This is a genomic window from Streptomyces sp. NPDC046261 (assembly GCF_040646235.1).
In the GTDB taxonomy this organism is placed as follows: Bacteria; Actinomycetota; Actinomycetes; order Streptomycetales; family Streptomycetaceae; genus Streptomyces.
The window spans coordinates 636,178-658,095 of the sequence record NZ_JBEYZU010000001.1; the positions used below are offsets into that span (position 1 = coordinate 636,178).

Sequence of the window (21,918 nt, forward strand, 5' to 3'; positions counted from 1 at the left end):
CCCCAGGCGGTGTCAGGCCCGGGCCGCGCTCAGGCGGACGACGTAGACCTCCTCCACCACTCCGTCCGGGAAGAGCCCGGCCAGGTGGTCGCGCTCCTGGGCGAGGAACGCGCCGGAGCGCTCCTCGCCGTGGACGAGGAGGGCGGAGTGGCTGCCGAGGTTGGCCATGTGCGTGTCGAGGGACACGCGCCGGGTCCAGCGCATATGGCGGGTGACCAGGTCGAGGCCCGTGGGCAGCACGCAGGGCGTCCGGTCGTACGCGTCGCCGAAGAAGCGGCGCAGGCGCGCGTCCTGATCGGCGAGCCAGGGCAGTGAGGTGTCGAAGTCGTTCCACCACAGCGCGAGAACACCGCCCGGGCGCAGGACGCGCAGGGCCTCGGGGACCGCCCGGCCCGGGTCGGTCCAGTGCCAGGACTGGGCGTAGGTGAGAAAGTCCAGGGAGGCGGTGGCCAGCGGCAGGTGGTTGCCGTCGCCGCGGACGAGGGGAACTCCGGGCAGGTCGCGGCGGAACTGCGCGGCCATGCCGTCGCCGGGCTCGACGGCGACGACCCGCGCTCCGCGGGCGTGTAGGAGGGCGGTGGCCAGGCCGGTCCCCGCGCCGACGTCCGCGACCCGGGCACCGGACAGGGGGCGCCCGGCGATCTCCTCCACGGCGTCGAAGAGGGCGGGCGGGTACGAGGGACGGTTCGCGGCGTAGAGTGCCGCGACCGCGTCGAAGGCGCGGGCGCGCGGGGCATGCGTCATCGGATCATCCTCGCCCGTTCCCGCGCCGCCCGGTACCCCGTTCTCCGGCCGGGCTCAGGTCTCCTCCCGCAGCAGCCGGACGTACACCGCCGCGAACACCGCGCCCACCAGCAACAGCAGCAGCGCCACCGCGGTTCCGTAGCCGATCAGTGCCTTGAGGAACGCCTGGTCGTACATGAACACCGGCAGGGTCTGGCTGCGGTTGCCGGGGCCGCCGCGCGTCATGGCCCAGATGAGGCCGAAGACGGAGAGCGTCTGCAGGGTGTTGAGCATCAGGTTCGTGCCGATCGAGCGGCGGATCATCGGCAGGGTGATGTGCAGGAAACGGCGCGCCCCGCTCGCGCCGTCGACCTCCGCCGCCTCGGTGACGTCCCGGGGGATCTCCGCGAGGGCCGCGGAGTAGACCAGCATCGAGAAGGCCGTGCCGCGCCAGACGTTGGCGAAGGAGACGGCGAGGATGGGCAGCGTGAACAGCCAGTTCTGCTGCGGCAGATGCAGCCACTCCAGGATGGCGTTGAGGGTGCCGCGCCGGTTGAAGAAGGTGTAGAGCAGGAAGCCCGCCACGATCTCCGGCAGCACCCACGCCGCGATCACGATCGTTCCCGTCAGCGTGCGCACCCCCTTGGACGCGCGCCGCATCAGGGCCGCCAGGGCGAAGCCCAGCGCGTTCTGCCCCACGATCGAGGACAGGACCGTGAAGAGGAGGGTCAGCAGCACCGCGTTGTGGAAGTCCGGGTCCGCGAAGGCCCGGCGGAAGTTGGCGAAGCCGACGAAGGAGGCCGACGCCTGGCCGGTCAGCTGGGTGTCGGTGAAGGCCAGGTAGACGCAGTACGCGACGGGGCCGGCGAGCAGGAGCAGCAGCAGGGTCGTCGCCGGGGCGAGGGGCAGCCAGCGCACGGCGGTACGGGCGCGGCGGGCCACCGGGCCCGGGCCCGGCGGCACGGTCACGGTCGCGGCGTCCCCTCCCTCGACCGGCCCCCTCATCGCGTCACACCCGACGCGCCCGCGATCGACGTCAGCCGGTCGTCGTAGCGGCGCGCCGCCTCCGCCACGTCGGCGTCCCCGGTCGTCACCGACTCCATCGCCTCCTGGATCGCGTGGGAGACCTGCGGATACACCGGCAGCGCCGGGCGGTAGTGGGTGATCCCGACCAGGCTCGTGAAGAATTCGATGCCCGGCATCGACTCGCGGTACCGGGGGGCCGACGCCACGTCGTCCCGTACGGCGATCTGCCCGTCGCGCACGGTCCAGTCGGTGGCGTTGGCGGTGGTCTGCAGGGTCTCGATCACCTGCCAGGCCAGGTCCGCCTTGGTGGACTTGGCGCTGATGGACCAGGTCCAGCCGCCGGAGAGGCTGACGCGGCCCGGCGCCCCGCCGTCCTTCGTGGGGAAGGCGGCCCTGCCCATCACCTGGGACCACCGCGGCCAGGGCTCGGCGCCGGCGGGCAGCCAGTTCTTGGCGAGCCAGGAGCCGTCGAGGGCGATGGCCAGCTTGCCCGAGGGCAGCCACTCGGTGGCGACGACGGTGGCGACGTTGGGGTCGAGCGCGTCGGAGGGGTCGGGGCCCAGCTTCTCGGAGTAGACGGTGCGGACGAAGTCCAGGGAGTCCTTGAAGCCCTGGCCGCCCATCACCCACTTCTTGTCCGCGGGCCGGTAGAGGGGGTCGGGCCCCGTCCCGTACAGCAGCATCTCGAAGCCCTGCATGGTGGCGGCCTCGCCCGGGCCCTTGCCGGTGTAGACGTTGAGGGGAATGACGCCGGGGACCTTGCGTTTGATGGTGCGGGCGGCCTCGAGGACGTCGTTCCAGGTGCGCGGCCGCCAGTCCTGGGGCAGCCCGGCCTTGGCGAAGAGGGTCTTGTTGAACCACAGGCCGCGGGTGTCCGTGCCGTCCGGCACGCCGTACGTCCTGCCGTCCTCGGCCTTCACCGACGCCTTCGCGGTGCGCTCGAAGCGGTCCCACGCCTTCCACTGCGCCAGCTTGTCGTCCAGCGGTCTCAAGTAGCCGCTCTTGATGTCGGAGTTGATGAGAAACGTATCCTCACGGACGACGTCCGGGGCCGTCTTCGGGGACCGCATCATCTGCTGGATCTTGGCGTAGTAGTCGTCCTGCGACGCCTGGACGGGGACGAGTTCGAGCTTCTTGCCCGGGTGCTCCTTCTCGAACTGCTTCTTGATCACGGCCAGGTAGTCGTCCATGATCCGGACCTTGTTGTCCGTGCTGCGCGGGTAGGCGATCTTCACGGTGCCCGGATCGCCGCCCGAGCCACCGCACGCCGTCAGGGACGCGGTGGCAAGAGCGGTGACGAGGGTGGCGACGAGGAGTACGGGGGTGGTGGGGCGCACGGCACGACCTCCTGCACCTTGGGATGTCGAGTCCTAACGTTCCCCCGGCGGCCCCGCCGCACGCGTGCCGCCCCGCCCGGCCGCCCCGCGGCGTCAGCGTCGGCTGAGCCAGCTGTAGCGCAGCTCGGGGCGGCCCACCTGGCCGTACTGCGGGGCCCGGGCGGCGCGGCCGGTGTCCACGAGGTGCTCCAGATAACGGCGGGCGGTGATCCGGGAGATGCCCACGGCGGCCGCGGCCGCGCCCGAGGAGACGCCGCCGGGGCCGGCGGCCCGCAGGGTCTCGGTGATCGACTGCAGGGTGTCCGGGGCCAGCCCCTTGGGCAGCGCGGCCGGCTGCGGGGCGCGCAGGGCCGCCAGCGCCCGGTCGACCTCCTCCTGGCCGCCGGCCTCCCCGGCGGCGGAGTGGAACTCCGCGTACCGCACGAGGCGGTCGCGCAGGGTGGCGAACGTGAAGGGCTTGAGCACGTACTGCACGACGCCGAGCGAGACGCCCTCGCGGACCACGGCCAGGTCACGGGCCGAGGTCACGGCGATGACGTCGGCGGTGTGCCCGGCCGTGCGCAGCGAGCGCAGGAGCTGCAGGCCGTGCCCGTCGGGGAGGAAGAGATCCAGCAGGAGCAGGTCGACCGGCGTCCGCTTGAGGAACTGCGAGGCGTCGCCGCGCGTGTGCGCGACCCCGGCGACCGTGAACCCGGGCACCCGGCCCACGTACAGCGCGTGCGCGGCGGCGGCCACGGGATCGTCCTCGACGACCAGGACGCGGATCGGTGGCGCGGCCGCCGCTCGGGGCGGGCCGGCGCAGGGCCCGGTGCTCATGCGGTGGCTCCTTCGGGGGTACGGACGCGCAGCGGCAGCCGGACGGTGAACTCGGCCCCGCCGGCGGGGGAGCGGCCGAGGGTGACGGTACCGCCGTTGCGGCGGGCGGCCTGCCGCACGAGGGCCAGGCCGAGGCCGCGGCCGTGCGGTGCGATGCCGGGCGACTTGGTGGACCAGCCCCGGCGGAACACCTCCTCCACGGCCTCGGGGGCGACGCCGGGGCCCGAGTCGCCCACCCGCAGCAGCAGTTCACCGTCGCCGTCGGCGCTGTCACCGCTGTCATCGTCGTCGGCGCGGGCCGTGCGGATGGCCACGGTGACACGGGCGGCGCCGCGCGATCCCGTGGCCGCCTCGACCGCGTTGTCGATCAGATTGCCCAGGATGGTGACGAGGTCGCGGGCGGGCAGGCCGGGCGGCAGGAGGCCGTCGTCGATGTGGGTGTCGTCGGTCAGGACGAGCTCCACGCCGTGCTCGTTGGCCTGGGCGGCCTTGCCCAGCAGCAGCGCCGCGAGGACGGGCTCGGCGACGGCGGCGACGACGCGGTCGGTCAGCGCCTGGGCGAGCTCGAGCTCGGCGGTGGCGAACTCCACCGCCTCCTCCGCCCGGCCGAGCTCGATGAGGGAGACGACGGCGTGCAGCCGGTTGGCCGCCTCGTGGGCCTGCGAGCGCAGCGCCTCGGCGAAGCCGCGTACGGAGTCCAGCTCCCCCGACAGCGCCTGGAGTTCGGTGTGGTCGCGCAGGGTGACGACCGTGCCGCGCCGCTCGCCGCTGGAGACCGGCGAGGTGTTGACGACGACGACGCGCTCGGCGGTCAGGTGCACCTCGTCGACGCGCGGCTCGGAGGCCAGCAGCGCGCCGGTCAGCGACGCGGGCAGCCCGAGGTCGGTGACGCGCCGCCCGACGACGTCGCCGCGCAGGCCGAGGAGTTCGCGGCCGCCGTCGTTGACGAGCGCGACGCACCGCTGCCCGTCGAGCATCAGCAGCCCCTCGCGTACCGCGTGCAGGGCGGCCTCGTGGTAGTCGTGCATGCGGCTGAGCTCGGCGGCGTTCATGCCGTGGGTGTGGCGGCGCAGCCGGGTGTTGAGGAGGTAGGTGCCCGCGCCGCCCAGGGCCAGGGCGGCCACCGCCATGGCCAGTAGGGCGGCGACCTGGCGGCGCACCTCGGCGCTGATCGCGTCGACCGTGATGCCCGCGCTGACCAGGGCGGTCACCTCGCCGCCCGGCTCCTCGCGCACCGGGGCGACGGCCCGTACGGACGGGCCCAGCGTGCCGGTGTACGTCTCGGAGAACGTACGGCCGCGCAGGGCGGGGCCGGTGTGGCCGAGGAAGCGGTCGCCTATGCGGGAGGGGTCGGGGTGGGTCCAGCGGACACCACGCGGGCTCATGATCGTCACAAAGTCGACGCCCGTGTCGCGGCGGACCTGCCCGGCGTACGGGCCCAGCGCGCCGGCCGGGTCCGGGCCGCGCACGGCGGCCCGTACGGCCGGTGAGGCGGCGACGGCGGTGGCGGCCGCGGTCACCTGGCGGCGGGCCGCCTCCTGCGCCTGCCGGCGGTCGGAGACGTAGGTGAAGACCGCGCATCCGGCCACCACGACGGCGACCAGCACGATCTGCATCGCGAAGAGCTGGCCGGCCAGGCTGCGGGGGCGGCGTATGCGAGGTGTGCGCATGGCCGACAGTGTGCACTCCGGCGCGTTCGTGAACGTAATGCACGCAAGGGTGACCGCCGTCACAACGCCGTGCATAGTCACCGCGACCCCCTTTCGTCGGGAGAACGGGGTCCGGGGACCACGCGACGACGCGGGGGTCCTTCGATCGAGCCGGGACGACGAGGAGACCATCGTGGCAGTGCAGTCACCGCCGCCGGAGCCGCAGCAGGCGGGCAGAAGAGCCGACCGTACGCACTACCTGTACATCGCGGTGATCGCGGCGGTGCTCGCGGGCATCGCGGTCGGCTTCGCCGCGCCCGGGGTCGCGGTGGAGCTGAAGCCGCTGGGCACGGGCTTCGTGAGCCTGATCAAGATGATGATCTCGCCGGTCATCTTCTGCACGATCGTGCTCGGCATCGGGTCCGTGCGCAAGGCCGCCAAGGTCGGCGCCGTCGGCGGCCTCGCCCTCGGCTACTTCATGGTCATGTCGACCGTGGCCCTCGCCATCGGTCTGGTCGTCGGCAACCTCCTCGAGCCCGGCAGCGGGCTGCACCTGACCGACTCCCTCCGGCACGCCGGCGAGGCCCAGGCCAAGGGCGCAAGCCACGAGTCGACGGCCGACTTCGTGCTCGGCATCATCCCCACCACCATGGTGTCCGCCTTCACCGGCGGCGAGGTGCTGCAGACCCTGCTGGTGGCGCTGCTGGCGGGCTTCGCGCTGCAGGCGATGGGCCCGGCCGGCGAGCCGGTCCTGCGGGGCATCGGCCACCTGCAGAAGCTGGTGTTCCGCATCCTGGCCATGGTCATGTGGGCGGCTCCGGTGGGCGCCTTCGGCGCGATCGCGGCGGTGGTCGGGGCCACGGGCATCGACGCGCTGAAGTCCCTCGCCGTCATCATGATCGGCTTCTATGTGACCTGTCTGCTCTTCGTGGTGGTGGTGCTCGGCGCGCTGCTGCGACTGGTGGCGGGGATCAACATCTTCACGCTGCTGAAGTACCTGGGACGGGAGTTCCTGCTGATCCTGTCGACATCGTCGTCGGAGTCGGCGCTGCCGCGACTGATCGCGAAGATGGAGCACCTGGGCGTCAGCAAGCCGGTCGTCGGCATCACGGTGCCGACCGGCTACTCCTTCAACCTCGACGGCACGGCGATCTATCTGACGATGTCGTCGCTGTTCGTGGCGGAGGCCATGGGCCAGCCGCTGTCGCTGGGACAGCAGGTGTCGCTGCTGCTCTTCATGATCGTGGCGTCGAAGGGCGCGGCGGGCGTGACCGGCGCGGGCCTCGCCACCCTCGCGGGCGGCCTGCAGTCGCACCGTCCGGAACTGGTCGACGGCGTCGGGCTGATCGTCGGCATCGACCGCTTCATGAGCGAGGCGCGGGCACTGACGAACTTCGCGGGCAACGCGGTGGCGACGGTCCTCGTGGGGACGTGGACCAAGGAGATCGACCACGGCCGGGTGCGCGAGGTGCTCGCGGGGCGGGTGCCGTTCGACGAGGTCACGTTGACGGATGACGGGCACGGGGCGGTGCCGGCGGCGCGGGCCGGGGAGAAGGAGACGGTGGCTGTCTGAGTCGCGTTGCGGTGAGAGGGATGGTGCCCCGGGCCCGCCCTTTCACCGTTTCTTGTCCTCAAGCGCCGGACGGGCTGAGATTCAGCCCGCCCGGCGCTTCCCGTTACCCGATACGGGCCACCAGCGCCGTCGCCTCGGCCGCCGGTACCCCCGCCGCCGTCAGGGCGGTCACGGCGGCGGAGCGGCCGCCCTCGGCCGACGGTACGAGGCCGTCGTTGACGGCCTGCAGGACGCCGAAGAAGATCTGTTCCCGGACATAGGCGAGCGCGAGCGGCGGCAGCGGCGAGGTGAAGCGCCCCTCGTCCAGGCCGCGTTGCAGCATGGCCGCGCACTCGCGCCGTACCGGCTCCAGGCGCCGGTGGATGCCCTCCATCGTGACGCTCCGCTGCGCCAGCGAGAGCAGCAGGCGGTAGCCGTCGGCGATCTCCCAGACGGCCAGCATCGAACGTGCCAGGGCCTCGCCCGGGTCGGTCACCCCGCGCAGCGCCTCGGCCTGGGCCGCGGCCACCGTCTCCGCCGCGTCGTCGACGAGGGCGCCCATCAGCGCCTCCCGGCTCGGGAAGTGACCGTAGACCGTGCGCCGTACGACGCCCGCGGCGCGGGCGATCTGGTCCATGCTCGCGTCCCCGTCACGCAGCAGTTCCGCCAGCGCGACGTCCATGATGCGGCGGCGATTGGCATCGGCCCTGCCGGTCGTCCTGCCGGTCATCGGTTCTCTTCTCGCTCGGGGCGGGGCCCTCATGGCCGGTTCGCCGCCCTTCATTTTGCACACGCCCGTGCACTCCCGTAATTTGCACACCAGTGTGTAATTGCACAGCACTGTGCAAGTCGTGAAAGGGGGGCCGATGGGCCTCGTGATGTCGACACCGGTCGACAAGATGGACGGTCCGTACACGAAGCGCTGGGCGGCGCTGGGCGTGCTCTGCCTGAGCCTGCTGATCATCGTCATGGCGAACACCTCGCTGACGGTCGCGGCCCCCGACATGGTCAAGGACCTCGGTCTGGGCAGCTCCGACCTGCAGTGGGTCATCGACGGCTACACCGTCCCCTACGCCGCGCTGATGCTGATCCTCGGCGCCGTCGGCGACAAGTACAGCCGCCGCGGAGCGCTCGTTCTCGGCCTCGTCGTCTTCGGTGCCGCCTCCGTCGCGGGCTCGCTGGTCGACAGCTCGACCGGCGTCATCGCCGCCCGCGCCGTGATGGGCGTCGGCGCGGCCATGATCATGCCGGCCACGCTGTCGCTGCTCGCCGCGACCTTCCCGCGGGCCGAGCGCGCCAAGGCCATCACCATCTGGACCGCCACCGCCGGTCTCGCCATCGCCGTCGGCCCGCTGGTGGCCGGCGCGCTGCTGGAGGACCACGGCTGGGCGTCGACGTTCCTCATCAACGTGCCGATCGCCGCCCTCGGCATCGTGGGCGCGCTGCTGCTCGTACCGCCGTCCAAGGCGGAAGGTGTCGACAAGATCGACTACATCGGCGGCGCGCTGTCCGTCGTCTGGGTCGGCTCCCTCATCTACATGATCATCGAGGGTCCGCACTTCGGCTGGGGCGCCAAGGCCATCGCCGCGGCCGTCATCGCCGGCATCGGCCTCGTGCTGTTCGTCCTGTGGGAGCTGCGCCACCCGCGCCCCGTCCTGGACGTGCGCCGCTTCACCCAGCGCGCGTTCGCGGGCTCGACGATGGCCGTCGCCCTCTTCTTCCTCGCCGTCTTCGGCGCCTTCTACTACCTCACGCAGCACCTGCAGTTCGTGCTCGGCTACTCGCCGCTCGACACCGGTGTGCGGATGCTGCCGCTGGCCGGCGCGGTGTTCGTGGGCGGCGCCCTGACCGCGCTGCTCACGCCCAAGGTCGGCATGAAGGTCACCGTGGCGCTGGGCATGACCGTCGGCACCGTCGCCGTCGCGCTGCTCACCCGCGTCGACGCGTCCTCGACCTACGACGACTTCGTGCTGCCCCTGGTGGTCCTGGGCCTGGCCATCGGCCTGTCCCTGTCGCCCTGCACCAACGCCATCATGGGCTCGTTCCCTGAGGACCAGCTGGGCGTCGGCGGCGCCGTCAACAGCACCTCCATCGAGATGGGCGGCTCCCTGGGCATCGCCATCCTCGGCACCGTGCTGGCCAAGACCTACTCCTCCAACCTCGCCGACGCCGCCGCCCAGGCGGCCGCCGCCGGCGGCCCGAAGCTCCCGGAGAAGGCGCTGACGGCCGCGCAGGACTCGGTCGGCGCGGGCCTGTACGTCGCCCAGGAGGTCGGCAAGCAGGTCACGGCCGGTGCCGCACCGAAGGTCGGCGCCGAGAAGGCCGCCGCCCTCGGCGCCCAGCAGGCCCAGACCGTGGTCGAGGCCGTGCACAAGGCGTTCTCGGACGCCGTCGCCCACACCAGCCTCGTCGGCGCGATCGTGCTGGGCGCGGGCACGGTGCTCGTCGCCCTGCTGCTGCCGGGCAAGGGCGGTCCGAAGGCTGCGTCCGAGGGCTCACAGGAGGCCGGTGCGACGGTGGCGGCTGACGGTGAAAAGAAGACGGAAGCACGCGTCTGACTTTTGGCCGCTGTCATGTGCCCCGCACCCTGAATGGGGTGCGGGGCACAGACGTTCACGCACTAGAACAGCGAGTTCCACTGGCCAAGCGGGTCGCGCTCCAAACGGCTCCTGGCGGCGGGCGCTTCTGTGCGGTCGATCAGGAGCGGTGTCACCGCTCGCCCCGGCGTTGTCCTCTGCCGTACGTGGGGAGCGCTGCCGCGCGCACTGAGCTTGGAGAGCAATATCCCCGCGTGGTGTTCGTCACCGGCTACACGAAGAGCCGCCGCAACGGTGAGGATTGCGTCCGGGGCGCGGTCGGCGAGCACGGTGGTCAGGACCCATTCGATGTCGTCGTGCAGACCGTGGCTGTGGAGTTCGGCCACGAGGGGCGGTATTCCCACGGCCGGGCGGAGCCGGCCCGCTGCGGACAGAATCTGATACGCGTCGGCATGGTGACCTGCCGCACGAAACGCGGCCACCACCTGCAATAGGCGACCTGCGGACCGCGACCTACCGACAGTGGTCAGAACTCGGTACGCGTCATCCTCGCGGCCGGTTCCCCGGAGCGCCGTGACTATCGAGGGGAGGGCTCTGGCGAGGCGGATTCGGGCGACAGCAGCCAGCACCAAGTCCGCGTCGATGGAGTCGCCCAACGTGCGTAGGTGCGACAGCACGTCCAAGAGATAGGTGTCGGTCCCGGTCTGGCCGACGACGGCCGCGGACCGCATGGCATCGATCACCCGGCCCGCATCGCGTGCGGAGCTCATTGCCAGGGCTGTCTCCCCGGGGGGAGTACGCATGAGCAGCGGAGGCTCGACCCGGTAGTTGTCCGGGGAGTTGTCCAGGGCGTCGGTGCTGATGGTCGGGTTGTCCGGTGCGGAAACGTCCTCCTGGCGGAGTTCGTCGGCGAGTCGGTCGAGCCGGTCTGCTCCGTCGTCCAGGTGGGATGCGGCCTTGGCGAGAGCGAGGTCGATGTCGTCGGCGGCCGCGTCGGCCGAGTGGTCGGTCGCGGGTGAGACCTCGCCCTCGGAATCGACAGCCGGGTCCGTGTCGAACAGACCGGGGTGACGGCGCCGCAGCTGTTCCAGCTCGTCGGTCAGAGCGCGGACCTGTTCGGCGGCCTGTTCGGCCAGCCGATCTGCCTTATGCCGTTCGTTGCGGGCCCGTTCCAGCTCGGAATCCGCTTGCGCACGCTGGGTCTCGCTGCGCTCCAGCCGCTCACGGATCTGCCGCAGCAGCTCGCTCTCCGTGCCCGAGGTGTGCAGCCGGTCGCGCTCAGCGTGCAGGGTGGCGATGTCGCGCCGTAGCTTCTCGACCATGGTGAGCAGCAACAGCACCATCTGATGGGCGTTGTTGCGCTCCTGCTCCAGCTCCGTGACGCGCTCAAGGGCGCGCAGCAGCTTGTCGGAGACGACCAGCGAGTGCCGCTGCACGGCCACCAGCTCGCCCGTCAGTCTCTCTGTACCCCGCTCGGTACCGTCCTGGCCGGGTGACGCGGGCGGGTTCGTAGCGATCCGCCGGTCCGGCGCGCTGCAGATCCTCTCCCAGTACGGCAGTGCTTGCGCCAGCAGGTGCTTGCGGCTCGGGTCGTCCGGTGAACAGGCATCGGCCACGGCCTCGACGAAATCCCACCGGGGGTTCACCCCTGCCAGCCGGTCCGCCACTGTTGAGCGCGCCGGTATGTGTCCGTTCTCGAAGTGTTCCGGCTGCAGAGCCTGCGTCAGGTCCTCGACCCGCAGTCCGGCTTCGTCCAGCCACGTGCGCAGCACTTGCGCAAGGGCGTTCGCGTCATCCGAAGTCCCGCGCGGCGGTGCCCACGGTCTTGTCCGGCGCCTCCCGTCTCCCACCATCTCTCCTTGTCTCTCCCGGACAACCCTGCTTGTCCGCCGTTGTCCGGCTGATCGCCCGTACTAGTGGACTGGTCCGTCCGGGCAGGCGAATCTTCACGTCGAGCAGCCCCTAGGGAACGAAGGGCATGGCCGGTCCGTCCGGTGCTCCATCGGAAGCGTGGCCATGGTGGGATGCCTGCCAGGAGACCCCTGTTGCATGTGCGACCTACTGAACCACGTCGATGCCCACTGCGGGCACCAACTGCCCTGCTCTGGTGCTGGATTGTGTAGAAGTGATCACTGATTCCGATCGGATTCAGAGCGTGAAGTGATCACAATTGCACGGACGGCAAATTCCCTGCCGAACTCCTGCACGTTCGGTGGCTCTGCGTCGCTTATACGAGTGGAGGCAGCAGTCTCCGGCGCCGCATAGGGGGACTCGGCGTCTCCCCGCCACCGACACACCACCCACTCCGAGGAGAGAGAAAGTGCACCAAGACATCGCGGCGCAGTGGCTCGACATCGCTCTGGCCGTCCGGCTCTTCGGGCCCGACGCCTTCCGATTGCTCCGCCGCTTACTGACTGCCGGTGTCCGTGTGGGGATCGACGGCCTCGGAGGTTCGCCGCTCCATGCCGACCATGCTCTTCGCCGGCGTGGAGGGCACGGTGGCTGACCACCCCGCCGAGGACTCCGGCGGCGCTGTGGGGGCGCCCGGCGGGAGAAGGAAGATCACGTCAATGGCGCATTGGCCGGACGCGGCCAGGACGTCGTACTGGGCCTTCCATGCCGACCGGCGGCAGGCGTACATGAGCTTCGCCTACCTGCAGCTGGGCTCCGATGCGGATACGGAGGAGGCGGTGGACGCCGCTTTCGACGCCATCATGGATAAATGGTGCGTCATGCTAAGGATGAAGTACCTCGAGCAGTATGCCTGGAAAATCCTCAAGCATCGCATCATCGACCAGGGTCGACGCCGGCGGCGTCGGGCTGAGCCGATGGATATCGCAGCCTTCGAGGCCGCTCTACGCGACACTTCCGAAGATCCGTTCGAAGTGCTCGCTGACTCCATACAACTTTACTCGGCAGTAGGACAATTGACGGAACGTCAGCGTGATGCGGTCGTACTCCGCTACGGGATGGGCTACACAACGTCCGAGGCGGCGGCCCTCATGGGTGCGGAGGAGGCCACCGTGCGCTCACATCTCAGTCAGGCGCGTCGCCGACTGGCTCGCTTGCTGGAAGCCGAGAGCACCGGCAGCGACGCACCGCGGAAGGGAACCTCATGACCGACGGCCCGGCACCCGAGCCGCCCGGCAGGTTGGAAAGCCTGCTCGCCCGTGCCCGAACCAGGGACCGTTATGCCGGGTACGACGTGGCGGGCGCCGAAAGCCGCCTCATGCGGCGCAAGGCGGCCCGCCGTGGGTGCTTGTCGCGCGACGGACTCCGCTCCACACCCCGTGTGGTGGTCGTCTCCCGGCCTCCGGCTTGGACCGAGCCGGCCCGGGGTGGCGGCTGCGACGGTGATCGGGCGTGGTCGGATCTCACATCGATGAGCTTGGTCGTCCTTCACGCGCCGAGCGCCGACCGCGACCTGGAGCGATTCGTCCAGGCACGCTACGCGGACCGTACGGGTGCACTGGTCTTCGCCTGCCTCCTTCATCTTGCCGATCACGGCGACGGCGCACGCTTTTGGTGGCAGTTCGCCGCCGGCGCCGGCGATTGCACTGCCGAGTACTGTCTTTTCCTTGATCACGCCCGTCGGGGGGAGCACCACGACGCGGATCTCTGGGGTGACAGATCGGTCTGTCACGACTTCGCGCCGGACCGCCTCTGGGGCGACCGCGCGGCGGCGGCCACCGCCGCGGTCCGGCTCCCGCACGACTTCACTGTCCATATCACCGAGCGGCACCACCCCGATCTCGGCCTCATTCCCTTGCCTGAGCCCTCCATCCTCCAAGAACTGCGTGATCTGACATCCACCCCGGTGGACAACAGCCGGGACGGTGGGTAGCGCAGACCGGAGTCAGGTCACACCGGCCGCAGCCACACCGTGGCCAGTGGGGGGAGGGTCAGCGTGACGCTCGCCGGGCGGCCGTGGCTGCGGACGGCCTCGCCCTTCACGGGGTCGGTGGTGGTCACCCCGCTGCCGCCGTACCGCGCCTCGTCCGTGTTGAGGTACTCCTCCCACACCGTGTCCGCCGCCGGGACCCCCAGTCGGTAGCCGTGGCGCACCACCGGCGAGAAGTTGCTGACGGACAGCAGCGGGGAGCCGTCGGCGGCCAGGCGCAGGAAGGCGAAGACGTTGTCCTCGTGCGCGTGGCTCTCCACCCACTGGAAGCCCTCCGGCACCGTGTCGCACTCCCATAGCGCGGGCGCGGCGCGATAGCGCGCGTTGAGGTCGCGCACCAGGTCGCGTACGCCCCGGTGGTCGGCCTCCGCGGAGTACGAGGGGTCCAGCAGCCACCAGTCGGGGCCGTGACCCTCGGCCCACTCCGCGCCCTGGGCGAACTCCTGGCCCATGAACAGCAGCTGTTTGCCCGGGTGGGCCCACATGAAGGCCAGGAACGCCCGGTGGTCGGCGCGCTGCTGCCACCAGTCGCCCGGCATCTTGGAGACCAGCGAGCGCTTGCCATGCACGACCTCGTCGTGCGAGATCGGCAGCACATAGTTCTCGCTGTAGGCGTAGACCATCGCGAAGGTCATCTCGCCGTGGTGGTACTTGCGGTGGACCGGCTCCTTGGAGACGTACTCCAGCGAGTCGTGCATCCACCCCATGTTCCACTTCAGCCCGAAGCCGAGGCCGCCGAAGCCGCCCGGGCCCACGTGGTGGGTGGCGCGGGTGACGCCGTCCCAGGCGGTGGACTCCTCCGCGATCGTCACGACGCCGGGGCAGCGGCGGTAGACGGTGGCGTTCATCTCCTGCAGGAAGGCGACCGCGTCGAGGTTCTCCCGGCCGCCGTGCTCGTTGGGCGTCCACTGGCCCGGCTCACGGGAGTAGTCCAGGTAGAGCATCGACGCCACGGCGTCGACCCGCAGGCCGTCGATGTGGAACTCCTGGCACCAGTAGACGGCGTTCGCCACCAGGAAGTTACGGACCTCCTTGCGCCCGTAGTCGAACTCCAGCGTGCCCCAGTCCGGATGCGCGGCCCGCAGCGGATCCTGGTGCTCGTACAGCGGGCGGCCGTCGAACTCGGCCAGCGCCCAGTCGTCGCGCGGGAAGTGCGCCGGAACCCAGTCCATGAGCACCCCGATGCCGGCCCGGTGCAGGGCGTCGACCAGGTACTTGAAGTCGTCGGGCGTGCCCATCCGCGCGGTCGGGGCGTAGAAGCCGGTGACCTGATAACCCCACGAACCGCCGAAGGGGTGCTCGGCGACGGGCATCAGCTCCACGTGCGTGAAACCGAGGTCCTTGACGTACGCCGGGAGCTGCTGGGCCAGCTGGCGGTAGGTCAGCCCCGGTCGCCAGGAGGGCAGATGCACCTCGTAGACGGAGAACGGCGCCTGGTGCACCGGGCGGGCGCCGCGCTGGTCCATCCACGCGGAGTCGCGCCACAGGTGGTGCGAGGCGTGCACGATCGAGGCGTTGGCGGGGGGCACCTCGGTGCGCCGGGCCATCGGGTCGGCCCGCATCGTGTGCGAGCCGTCCGGGCGGGTGATCTGGAACTTGTACAGCGCCCCCTCGCCGACGCCCGGCAGGAACAGCTCCCACACGCCCGTGGCGCCCAGCGAGCGCATCGGATAACCCGTGCCGTCCCAGTAGTTGAAGTCGCCGACCACGCGCACGCCCTGCGCGTTGGGCGCCCAGACCGTGAAGCGGGTGCCGGCGACGCCCTCGTGGGTCATCGGCCGGGCGCCCAGCGCGTGCCACAGCTCCTCGTGCCGGCCCTCGCCGATGAGGTGCAGGTCCAGCTCGCCGAGGGCGGGCAGGAAGCGGTACGGGTCCTCGGTCTCCAGCTCGGCGTCCTCGTAGGCGACCGCCAGCCGGTAGCCGGCCGGGACCTCGCTCAGCGGCAGCGCGGCGGCGAACAGCCCGTCGCCCTCGTCGTACAGCTCCGCGCGCAGCCCCCGGGCGGTGACCGCCACCGAGCGCGCGTACGGGCGCAGGGCACGGAACACGATCCCGCCGGGCACGGGATGCGCCCCCAGCACGCCGTGCGGGTCGTGGTGCGCGCCGTGCAGGAGCCGGCCGCGCGTGGCGTCGTCCAGTGGCTCGGCGCGGCGTACGGCCCCGGCGCCCGCCGCGGCGGCCGCGCCGGGCATCGCGCGGGACGCCCGTACGGCGGGGGCGGGCGCGGGCCGGGGGAGGGACTCGGCGGCGCCGCGTGGCGGCGGGTCCGCGCAGGGGCCGGTGGGCGATCCCTGGGCGGTCCGCCCGGGCAGGAACGTCGCGGGAACGCCGCCGCCTCCGTGGGGCGCCGGCGGTGGACTGGTCGGCGGTCGTGCAGTCACTGGGTGGTCCTCCGGGTTCGGGATCCGGTCGGCGTCGACGTCATACGGCCGCCCCGCCCGTGGCCCGGTGGCCCTCCGCGAGCCGGCGGATCGCGGACATCGGGACGGAGAGCCAGTCCGGCCGGTGGCGGGCCTCGTAGAGCACTTCGTAGACGGCCTTGTCCGTCTCGTGCGCCCGCAGCAGCCGGGGGTCCTCGCGCGGGTCGTGGTGGACGGCGGCGTAGCCCTCGCAGAACGCGGCGCGGGTCCGCTCGGCCCAGTCGCCGGCCGCCGCCCGGCCCACCGCCGCCGCGTAGTCGAAGGAGCGCAGCATCCCCGCGATGTCCCGGGCGACGGGCTGCGGCCGGCGGCGCTCGGCCAGCGGGCGCGCGGGCTCGCCCTCGAAGTCGATGAGGGACCAGCGCCCGTCGGCGGCCGTGCGCAGGGCCTGTCCCAGGTGCAGGTCGCCGTGGATGCGCTGGGCGCGCCAGGTGCGGCCGCCCCGGCCGAGCGCGGCGAGCTCCTCGTAGGCGGCGCACAGCGCGTCCCGGTACGGGCGCAGGGCGGGCACCGCGGCGACCGCGGCGTCCAGGCGGCGGGTCATGCCGGTGGCGAGGTGTTCGAGCTGGGGGCGGCGCAGGACGACGGTGGGCAGCGCCTCGGCCAGCGCCAGGTGGACCTCGGCGGTGGCGTGGCCGAGGGCGCGCGCGGAGGCGGTGAAGTCGGCCTGCACGGCGAGGGCGCCCAGGGCCAGCTGCCAGCCGTCGGCGGAGCCCGGCAGGAATGGCTGGAGCACGCCCAGCGTCATGGGCTCCACGGGCCCGCCGTTGCCCACTGCCCCGGGCGTCCCGGACGGACCGGAGAGACCGGAGAGACCGGAGAGACCGGAAAGGTCCGCTTCGAACCAGGCGGCCGGTGCCGGTACGCGCGAGCAGCCGGTGTTCGCGAGTGCGCGGGGCAATTCGAGGTCGGGGTTGAGGCCGGGGCCGACCCGGCGGAAGAGCTTGAGGATATACGTTTCGCCGTATACGGCCGAGGAGTTGGACTGTTCGGCGCCCAGCAGCCGGGGTGTCAGGCCCGGCGAAATGGTCGCGTCCGGTTCGCGGGTGAAACGCAGCGGGCCGAGCCGTCCCGGTACCCGCAGCCGCTCCAGGAGCAGGGTGGCGAGCCGGGGGTCGGCGAGCCCTTCGTAGAGGGTGCGGTCGCGCAGCGGCCCGGCGGCGGGGCGGCCGATGAGCGCGGGTGCCAGGTGCGGGGGCAGGACGTCCCGCACGCCGAGCAGCAGCTGGTAGCAGTCCTCGGCCGGGGCCGGGTGCCCGGCGGAGGCCGGCTGCTGGGCGCGCAGGAGCAGGTGCAGCAGGCCGGGGGCCGTGCCGCCGTAGGGGCGGGGCAGCAGTTCGGTGGCCGCGACGAGCGTGAAGCCGGTGATGGGGCGGCCCTTGCCCGCGAACCAGCGCTGACGGGGCAGCCACTCGACGAGCAGGGGGGCGAGCGAGGCGAGCAGGTGCGCGCCGGGCGGCTCCGCGGCCGCGGGGCCCGCGGGGCGTGCGGGGGCGGTCGTGGGCGTCGAGGGGCCCGGGGCCGGCTCCCGGTGTGCGGTGGTCTCCCGGCGGGGCGGTGCAGCGTCCGACATGCGTCGCGTCCTTTCCCCGGGGCACACGGCAGTTTGGGCAAAGTGTCCCGGATTGCGGCTATGGCCCGTGCGCGGTGCGGGACGTGTCGGGCGAGGATCGTCCGTACGGTCAGCGCCTGCGGCCCCTGTGTGCGGTCTCGTGCGGCTGCCGCAGTCGCTCACTGCGGCCCGTGCGTACGTGCAACCGTGCAATCCGTGCTGTGCTGCGACTGGTGCGGGCATCCGTGCGGGTCCCGGCGGACCCGCGGGGGATCCGTGCGACGCGGGCGGTCTCTTCCGGCCGACCGTGCGCAGTAGTACCGGTGCCCAGGGTCCGGCGGGGGAAACCGCCCGGGCGCGGCCGGCCTGAACGGCCGTCCGCGCGCGGCGGGACGATCAGGGGGTGGGGGACGGGTCGTTGCGGCGCAGCCGGAACCAGTAGAAGCCGTGGCCGGCCAGGGTCAGCAGGTAGGGCAGCTCGCCGATGGCCGGGAAGCGGACCCCGCCGATCAGCTCGACCGGGTGACGGCCGTTGAACGACCGCAGATCCAGCTCGGTCGGCTGTGCGAAGCGCGAGAAGTTGTTCACGCACAGGACGAGGTCGTCGTCCCCTTCCGCCGACGGGGCCTCCCGGAGGAAGGCGAGGACGGCCGGGTTGCTCGACTGCAGTTCGGTGTACGAGCCGAGTCCGAACGCGTGGTTCTGCTTGCGGATCTCGATCATCCGGCGGGTCCAGTGCAGCAGCGAGGAGGGGCTGCTCATGGCCGCCTCGACATTGGTGACCTGGTAGCCGTAGACCGGGTCCATGATGGTCGGCAGGTACAGCCGCCCCGGGTCGCAGGAGGAGAAGCCGGCGTTGCGGTCGGGCGTCCACTGCATGGGGGTGCGCACCGCGTCGCGGTCGCCGAGCCAGATGTTGTCGCCCATGCCGATCTCGTCGCCGTAGTACAGGATCGGCGAGCCGGGCAGCGACAGCAGCAGGGCCGTGAAGAGCTCGATCTGATTGCGGTCGTTGTCCAGCAGCGGCGCCAGTCGGCGCCGGATGCCGATGTTGGCGCGCATCCGGGGATCCTTGGCGTACTCCGCCCACATGTAGTCGCGCTCTTCGTCCGTGACCATCTCGAGCGTGAGCTCGTCGTGGTTGCGCAGGAAGATGCCCCACTGGCAGCGCGAGGGGATGGCGGGCGTCTTGGCCAGGATCTCGGAGACCGGGTAGCGCGACTCCCGCCGCACCGCCATGAAGATGCGCGGCATGACGGGGAAGTGGAACGCCATATGGCATTCGTCGCCGCCCTTTTCGTAGTCGCCGAAGTAGTCGACCACGTCCTCGGGCCACTGGTTGGCCTCGGCCAGCAGCACGGTGTCCGGGTAGTGGGCGTCGATCTCGGCGCGCACGCGCTTGAGGAACTCATGGCTGCGCGGCAGGTTCTCGCAGTTGGTGCCCTCCTCGGCGAAGAGGTACGGCACCGCGTCCAGCCGGAAGCCGTCGATGCCCAGGTCCAGCCAGAACCGCAGGGCGGCCAGGATCTCCTCCTGTACGGCCGGGTTCTCGTAGTTGAGGTCCGGCTGGTGGGAGAAGAAGCGGTGCCAGTAGTACTGCTTGCGCACCGGGTCGAACGTCCAGTTCGAGGTCTCGGTGTCCACGAAGATGATGCGCGCGTCCTGGTACTGCTTGTCGTCGTCGGCCCATACGTAGTAGTCGCCGTACGGACCGTCGGGGTCGGTGCGGGACTGCTGGAACCAGTCGTGCTGATCGCTCGTATGGTTCATGACAAAGTCGATGATGACGCGCATGCCGCGCGTGTGCGCGGCGTCCACGAACTCCACGAAGTCCGCGAGGTCACCGAACTCGGGGAGCACCGAGGTGTAGTCGGAGACGTCGTAGCCGCCGTCCCGCAGGGGGGACTGGAAGAACGGCGGCAGCCACAGGCAGTCGACGCCCAGCCACTGCAGATAGTCCAGCTTGGCCGTCAGTCCCTTGAGGTCGCCGATGCCGTCGCCGTCGCTGTCCTGGAAGGACCGCACGAGGACCTCGTAGAAGACGGCGCGCTTGAACCAGTCGGGATCCCGGTCCTTCGCGGGTGTGTCCTCGAAGGTGTCCTGCACGGGCTCGTTGACGATCATGGTGTGGGTGACCCTCCGATCGGTGAGGACGGTCGCAGCGAGAACACGTGCGCGGGCGCCATGGAACGGCCCGGCTCGAGGCGCACATAGTTGTCCCTGCCCCAGTGATAGGTCTCTCCGGTGAGCTCGTCGCGCACCGGGACGGACTCGTGCCAGTCGAGGCCGAGCTCCGGCATGTCCAACGAGACCGTCGCCTCCTGGGTGTGGTGGGGGTCGAGGTTGACGACCACGAGGACGCAGGAGGAGCCGGAGCGCTTGGAATAGGCGATGACGGCGTCGTTGTCCGCGTCATGAAAGCGCAAATTCCGCAGCCGGCGCAGGGCGGGCTGGCGGCGCCTCAGCCGGTTGAGCGCCGTGATCAGCGGGGCGATGCTGCGGCCCTCGCGCTCCGCCGACTCCCAGTCGCGCGGCCGCAGTTCGTACTTCTCCGAGTCCAGGTACTCCTCGCTGCCCTCGCGCACGGGGGTGTTCTCGCACAGCTCGTAGCCGGCGTAGACGCCCCAGGTGGGCGAGAGGGTCGCGGCGAGCACGGCCCGGATCTCGAAGGCCGCCCGGCCGCCCTGCTGGAGATAGGCGTGCAGGATGTCCGGCGTGTTCACGAACAGGTTCGGCCGCATGCAGGCCGCCGACTCCCGTGACAGCTCCGTCAGATACTCGGTGATCTCGTGCTTGGTGTTGCGCCAGGTGAAGTAGGTGTACGACTGCTGGAACCCGATCGCGCCCAGGGTGCGCATCATGGCGGGCCGGGTGAAGGCCTCGGCGAGGAAGAGGACGTCCGGATCCGTGCGGCCCACCTCGGCGATGACCTTCTCCCAGAAGAGCACCGGCTTGGTGTGCGGATTGTCGACCCGGAAGATCCGCACGCCGTGCGCCATCCACAGCCGCAGCACGCGCAGCGTCTCGGCGACCAGCCCGTCGAAGTCCTCGTCGAAGGCGAGGGGATAGATGTCCTGGTACTTCTTCGGCGGGTTCTCGGCGTAGGCGATCGAGCCGTCGGCCCGGTGGTGGAACCACTCGGGGTGCTTGCCGACCCACGGGTGGTCGGGGGAGCACTGCAGCGCGAAGTCGAGCGCCACCTCCATGCGCAGCTCCCGCGCCCGCGCCACGAAGCGGTCGAAGTCCTCGAACGTGCCCAGGTCGGGGTGGAGGGCGTCGTGCCCGCCGTCGGCGGAGCCGATCGCCCAGGGGCTGCCCACGTCGTAAGGGCCCGCGCTCAGCGCGTTGTTGGGGCCCTTGCGGTAGGAGGTCCCGATGGGGTGGACGGGTGGCAGGTAGACGACGTCGAAGCCCATGGCCGCCACCGCCGGCAGGCGCTGGGCGGCCGTACGGAAGGAGCCGCTGCGCGGCGGGCGGCCCTCGCGCAGCAGCGCGCCCTCCGACCGCGGGAACAGCTCGTACCAGGAGCCGAACAGGGCCCGTTCGCGCTCGACGAGCACCGGCACCGGCCGTGAGACGGTGACCAGCTCGCGCAGGGGATGGCCGGTCAGGGCCGCCGTGACTTCCGGGACGAGAGCGGCGGCGAGCCGGTCCACGGCCGGCCGGCTCTCGTCGCGCAGCGCGTCGACCGCGGCCAGCACCGCCTCCCGGCCCTCGCTCTTCGGTACGCCGCCCGCGGCGCGCTCGTACAGCCGCGCGCCCTCCTCCAGCACCAGGGCGCTGTCGATCCCCGCCGGAATCTTGATCCGCGCGTGCTCCCGCCAGGTGGCGACCGGATCCCCCCACGCCTCGACCGCGTAGGTCCAGCGGCCCTCGCGGTCGCAGGTGACCTCCGCGCCCCAGCGGTCGGTGCCCGGCGCCAGCTCCCGCATCGGCGTCCAGGGCCCGCACCGGCCCGCGGGGCCGCGCAGCACGACGTTCGCGCCCACCGCGTCATGGCCCTCGCGGAAGACCGTGGCGGTGACCTCGAAGGTCTCACCCACCACTGCCTTGACGGGCCTTCGGCCGCAGTCGACGAGCGGGCCGAGGTCCAGGACGGGGATACGACCGATCATGGGATCACCTGGCGAATCGACGGGAGCCTGGGCAGGTCTGGGGAGTTCTGTACTTTCTATCTGTTCCGTCGGCAGTCGGCGGGGTGCGGGCATGACTGCTCCTGTCCGCATTCACTCGGGTGGGCTGAAGAGGGAAATCCAAACTCAAGGTCGCGCGGGAGGGAAGAAAACCGGGCAGGGGGAACGGGGACCGTGAGCAGCGCGGCGGACGGGCGGCTGTGCATACCGGGTGAGCTTTCCCACCGGTCCCGCCCGGGCATGCCCGGACCGAATGAACTACTCGTGCGTAG

15 protein-coding genes are annotated in these 21,918 nt (G+C 71.4%); 4 read left to right on the top strand and 11 right to left on the bottom strand.

Annotated elements, in window-relative coordinates; all coding sequences use genetic code 11:
- Positions 1 to 12: 12 nt before the first annotated feature.
- From ABZ956_RS02995 to ABZ956_RS03015, 5 genes are all read right to left on the bottom strand, one after another.
- Positions 13 to 744 (bottom strand): class I SAM-dependent methyltransferase, encoded by a 732-nt coding sequence (locus ABZ956_RS02995; protein WP_361885973.1) that lies wholly within the window; start codon positions 742 to 744, stop codon positions 13 to 15.
- Between the two features lie 54 nt (positions 745 to 798).
- The gene (locus ABZ956_RS03000) at positions 799 to 1,692 is read right to left on the bottom strand and encodes a sugar ABC transporter permease (RefSeq protein ID WP_361885976.1); all 894 of its coding nucleotides are present in this window, start codon (positions 1,690 to 1,692) and stop codon (positions 799 to 801) included.
- A gap of 32 nt (positions 1,693 to 1,724) precedes the next feature.
- Complete coding sequence (locus tag ABZ956_RS03005) at positions 1,725 to 3,086, bottom strand: extracellular solute-binding protein (protein WP_361885979.1); 1,362 nt, start codon at positions 3,084 to 3,086, stop codon at positions 1,725 to 1,727.
- 93 nt (positions 3,087 to 3,179) lie between these two features.
- Positions 3,180 to 3,902 carry a response regulator gene (locus ABZ956_RS03010; RefSeq protein WP_361885982.1) on the bottom strand — a complete coding sequence of 241 codons (723 nt, stop codon included), beginning with the start codon at positions 3,900 to 3,902 and terminating at the stop codon, positions 3,180 to 3,182.
- Complete coding sequence (locus tag ABZ956_RS03015) at positions 3,899 to 5,572, bottom strand: ATP-binding protein (RefSeq protein WP_361885984.1); 1,674 nt, start codon at positions 5,570 to 5,572, stop codon at positions 3,899 to 3,901. The genes ABZ956_RS03010 and ABZ956_RS03015 overlap by 4 nt, the downstream gene beginning before the upstream one ends.
- Positions 5,573 to 5,744: 172 nt before the next feature.
- Here ABZ956_RS03015 and ABZ956_RS03020 point away from each other — a divergent pair, with 172 nt between their 5' ends.
- On the top strand, positions 5,745 to 7,124 hold the full coding sequence (locus ABZ956_RS03020; RefSeq protein ID WP_361885987.1) for a cation:dicarboxylase symporter family transporter: 1,380 nt from the start codon (positions 5,745 to 5,747) through the stop codon (positions 7,122 to 7,124).
- Between the two features lie 103 nt (positions 7,125 to 7,227).
- On the opposite strand, the gene ABZ956_RS03025 is transcribed toward ABZ956_RS03020, so the two are convergent.
- Positions 7,228 to 7,833, bottom strand: a complete 606-nt coding sequence (locus tag ABZ956_RS03025) for a TetR/AcrR family transcriptional regulator (protein ID WP_361885990.1) — start codon at positions 7,831 to 7,833, stop codon at positions 7,228 to 7,230.
- Positions 7,834 to 7,969: 136 nt separating this feature from the next.
- On the opposite strand from ABZ956_RS03025, the gene ABZ956_RS03030 reads away from it, so the two are divergent.
- The gene (locus ABZ956_RS03030) at positions 7,970 to 9,661 is read left to right on the top strand and encodes an MFS transporter (protein WP_361885993.1); all 1,692 of its coding nucleotides are present in this window, start codon (positions 7,970 to 7,972) and stop codon (positions 9,659 to 9,661) included.
- Positions 9,662 to 9,723: 62 nt separating this feature from the next.
- On the opposite strand, the gene ABZ956_RS03035 is transcribed toward ABZ956_RS03030, so the two are convergent.
- The gene (locus tag ABZ956_RS03035) at positions 9,724 to 11,412 is read right to left on the bottom strand and encodes a hypothetical protein (protein WP_361885996.1); all 1,689 of its coding nucleotides are present in this window, start codon (positions 11,410 to 11,412) and stop codon (positions 9,724 to 9,726) included.
- 690 nt (positions 11,413 to 12,102) lie between these two features.
- On the opposite strand from ABZ956_RS03035, the gene ABZ956_RS03040 reads away from it, so the two are divergent.
- Together ABZ956_RS03040 and ABZ956_RS03045 are read left to right on the top strand one after the other, a co-directional pair.
- Entirely contained in the window at positions 12,103 to 12,759 is a 657-nt protein-coding gene (locus ABZ956_RS03040; RefSeq protein ID WP_361885999.1) for a sigma-70 family RNA polymerase sigma factor, read from the top strand.
- Entirely contained in the window at positions 12,756 to 13,484 is a 729-nt protein-coding gene (locus ABZ956_RS03045; RefSeq protein WP_361886002.1) for a hypothetical protein, read from the top strand. The genes ABZ956_RS03040 and ABZ956_RS03045 overlap by 4 nt, the downstream gene beginning before the upstream one ends.
- Positions 13,485 to 13,501: 17 nt before the next feature.
- Here the strand turns inward: ABZ956_RS03045 and glgB are convergent, their stop codons facing one another.
- From glgB to ABZ956_RS03065, 4 genes are all read right to left on the bottom strand, one after another.
- Positions 13,502 to 15,733 carry a 1,4-alpha-glucan branching enzyme gene (gene glgB, locus ABZ956_RS03050; RefSeq protein WP_361886666.1) on the bottom strand — a complete coding sequence of 744 codons (2,232 nt, stop codon included), beginning with the start codon at positions 15,731 to 15,733 and terminating at the stop codon, positions 13,502 to 13,504.
- A 229-nt stretch (positions 15,734 to 15,962) separates the two neighbouring features.
- The gene (locus ABZ956_RS03055) at positions 15,963 to 17,534 is read right to left on the bottom strand and encodes a maltokinase (protein WP_361886005.1); all 1,572 of its coding nucleotides are present in this window, start codon (positions 17,532 to 17,534) and stop codon (positions 15,963 to 15,965) included.
- Between the two features lie 375 nt (positions 17,535 to 17,909).
- Entirely contained in the window at positions 17,910 to 19,637 is a 1,728-nt protein-coding gene (treS, locus tag ABZ956_RS03060) for a maltose alpha-D-glucosyltransferase (RefSeq protein ID WP_361886008.1), read from the bottom strand.
- Positions 19,634 to 21,628 carry an alpha-1,4-glucan--maltose-1-phosphate maltosyltransferase gene (locus ABZ956_RS03065; RefSeq protein WP_361886011.1) on the bottom strand — a complete coding sequence of 665 codons (1,995 nt, stop codon included), beginning with the start codon at positions 21,626 to 21,628 and terminating at the stop codon, positions 19,634 to 19,636. The genes treS and ABZ956_RS03065 overlap by 4 nt, the downstream gene beginning before the upstream one ends.
- Between the last annotated feature and the right edge of the window lie 290 nt (positions 21,629 to 21,918).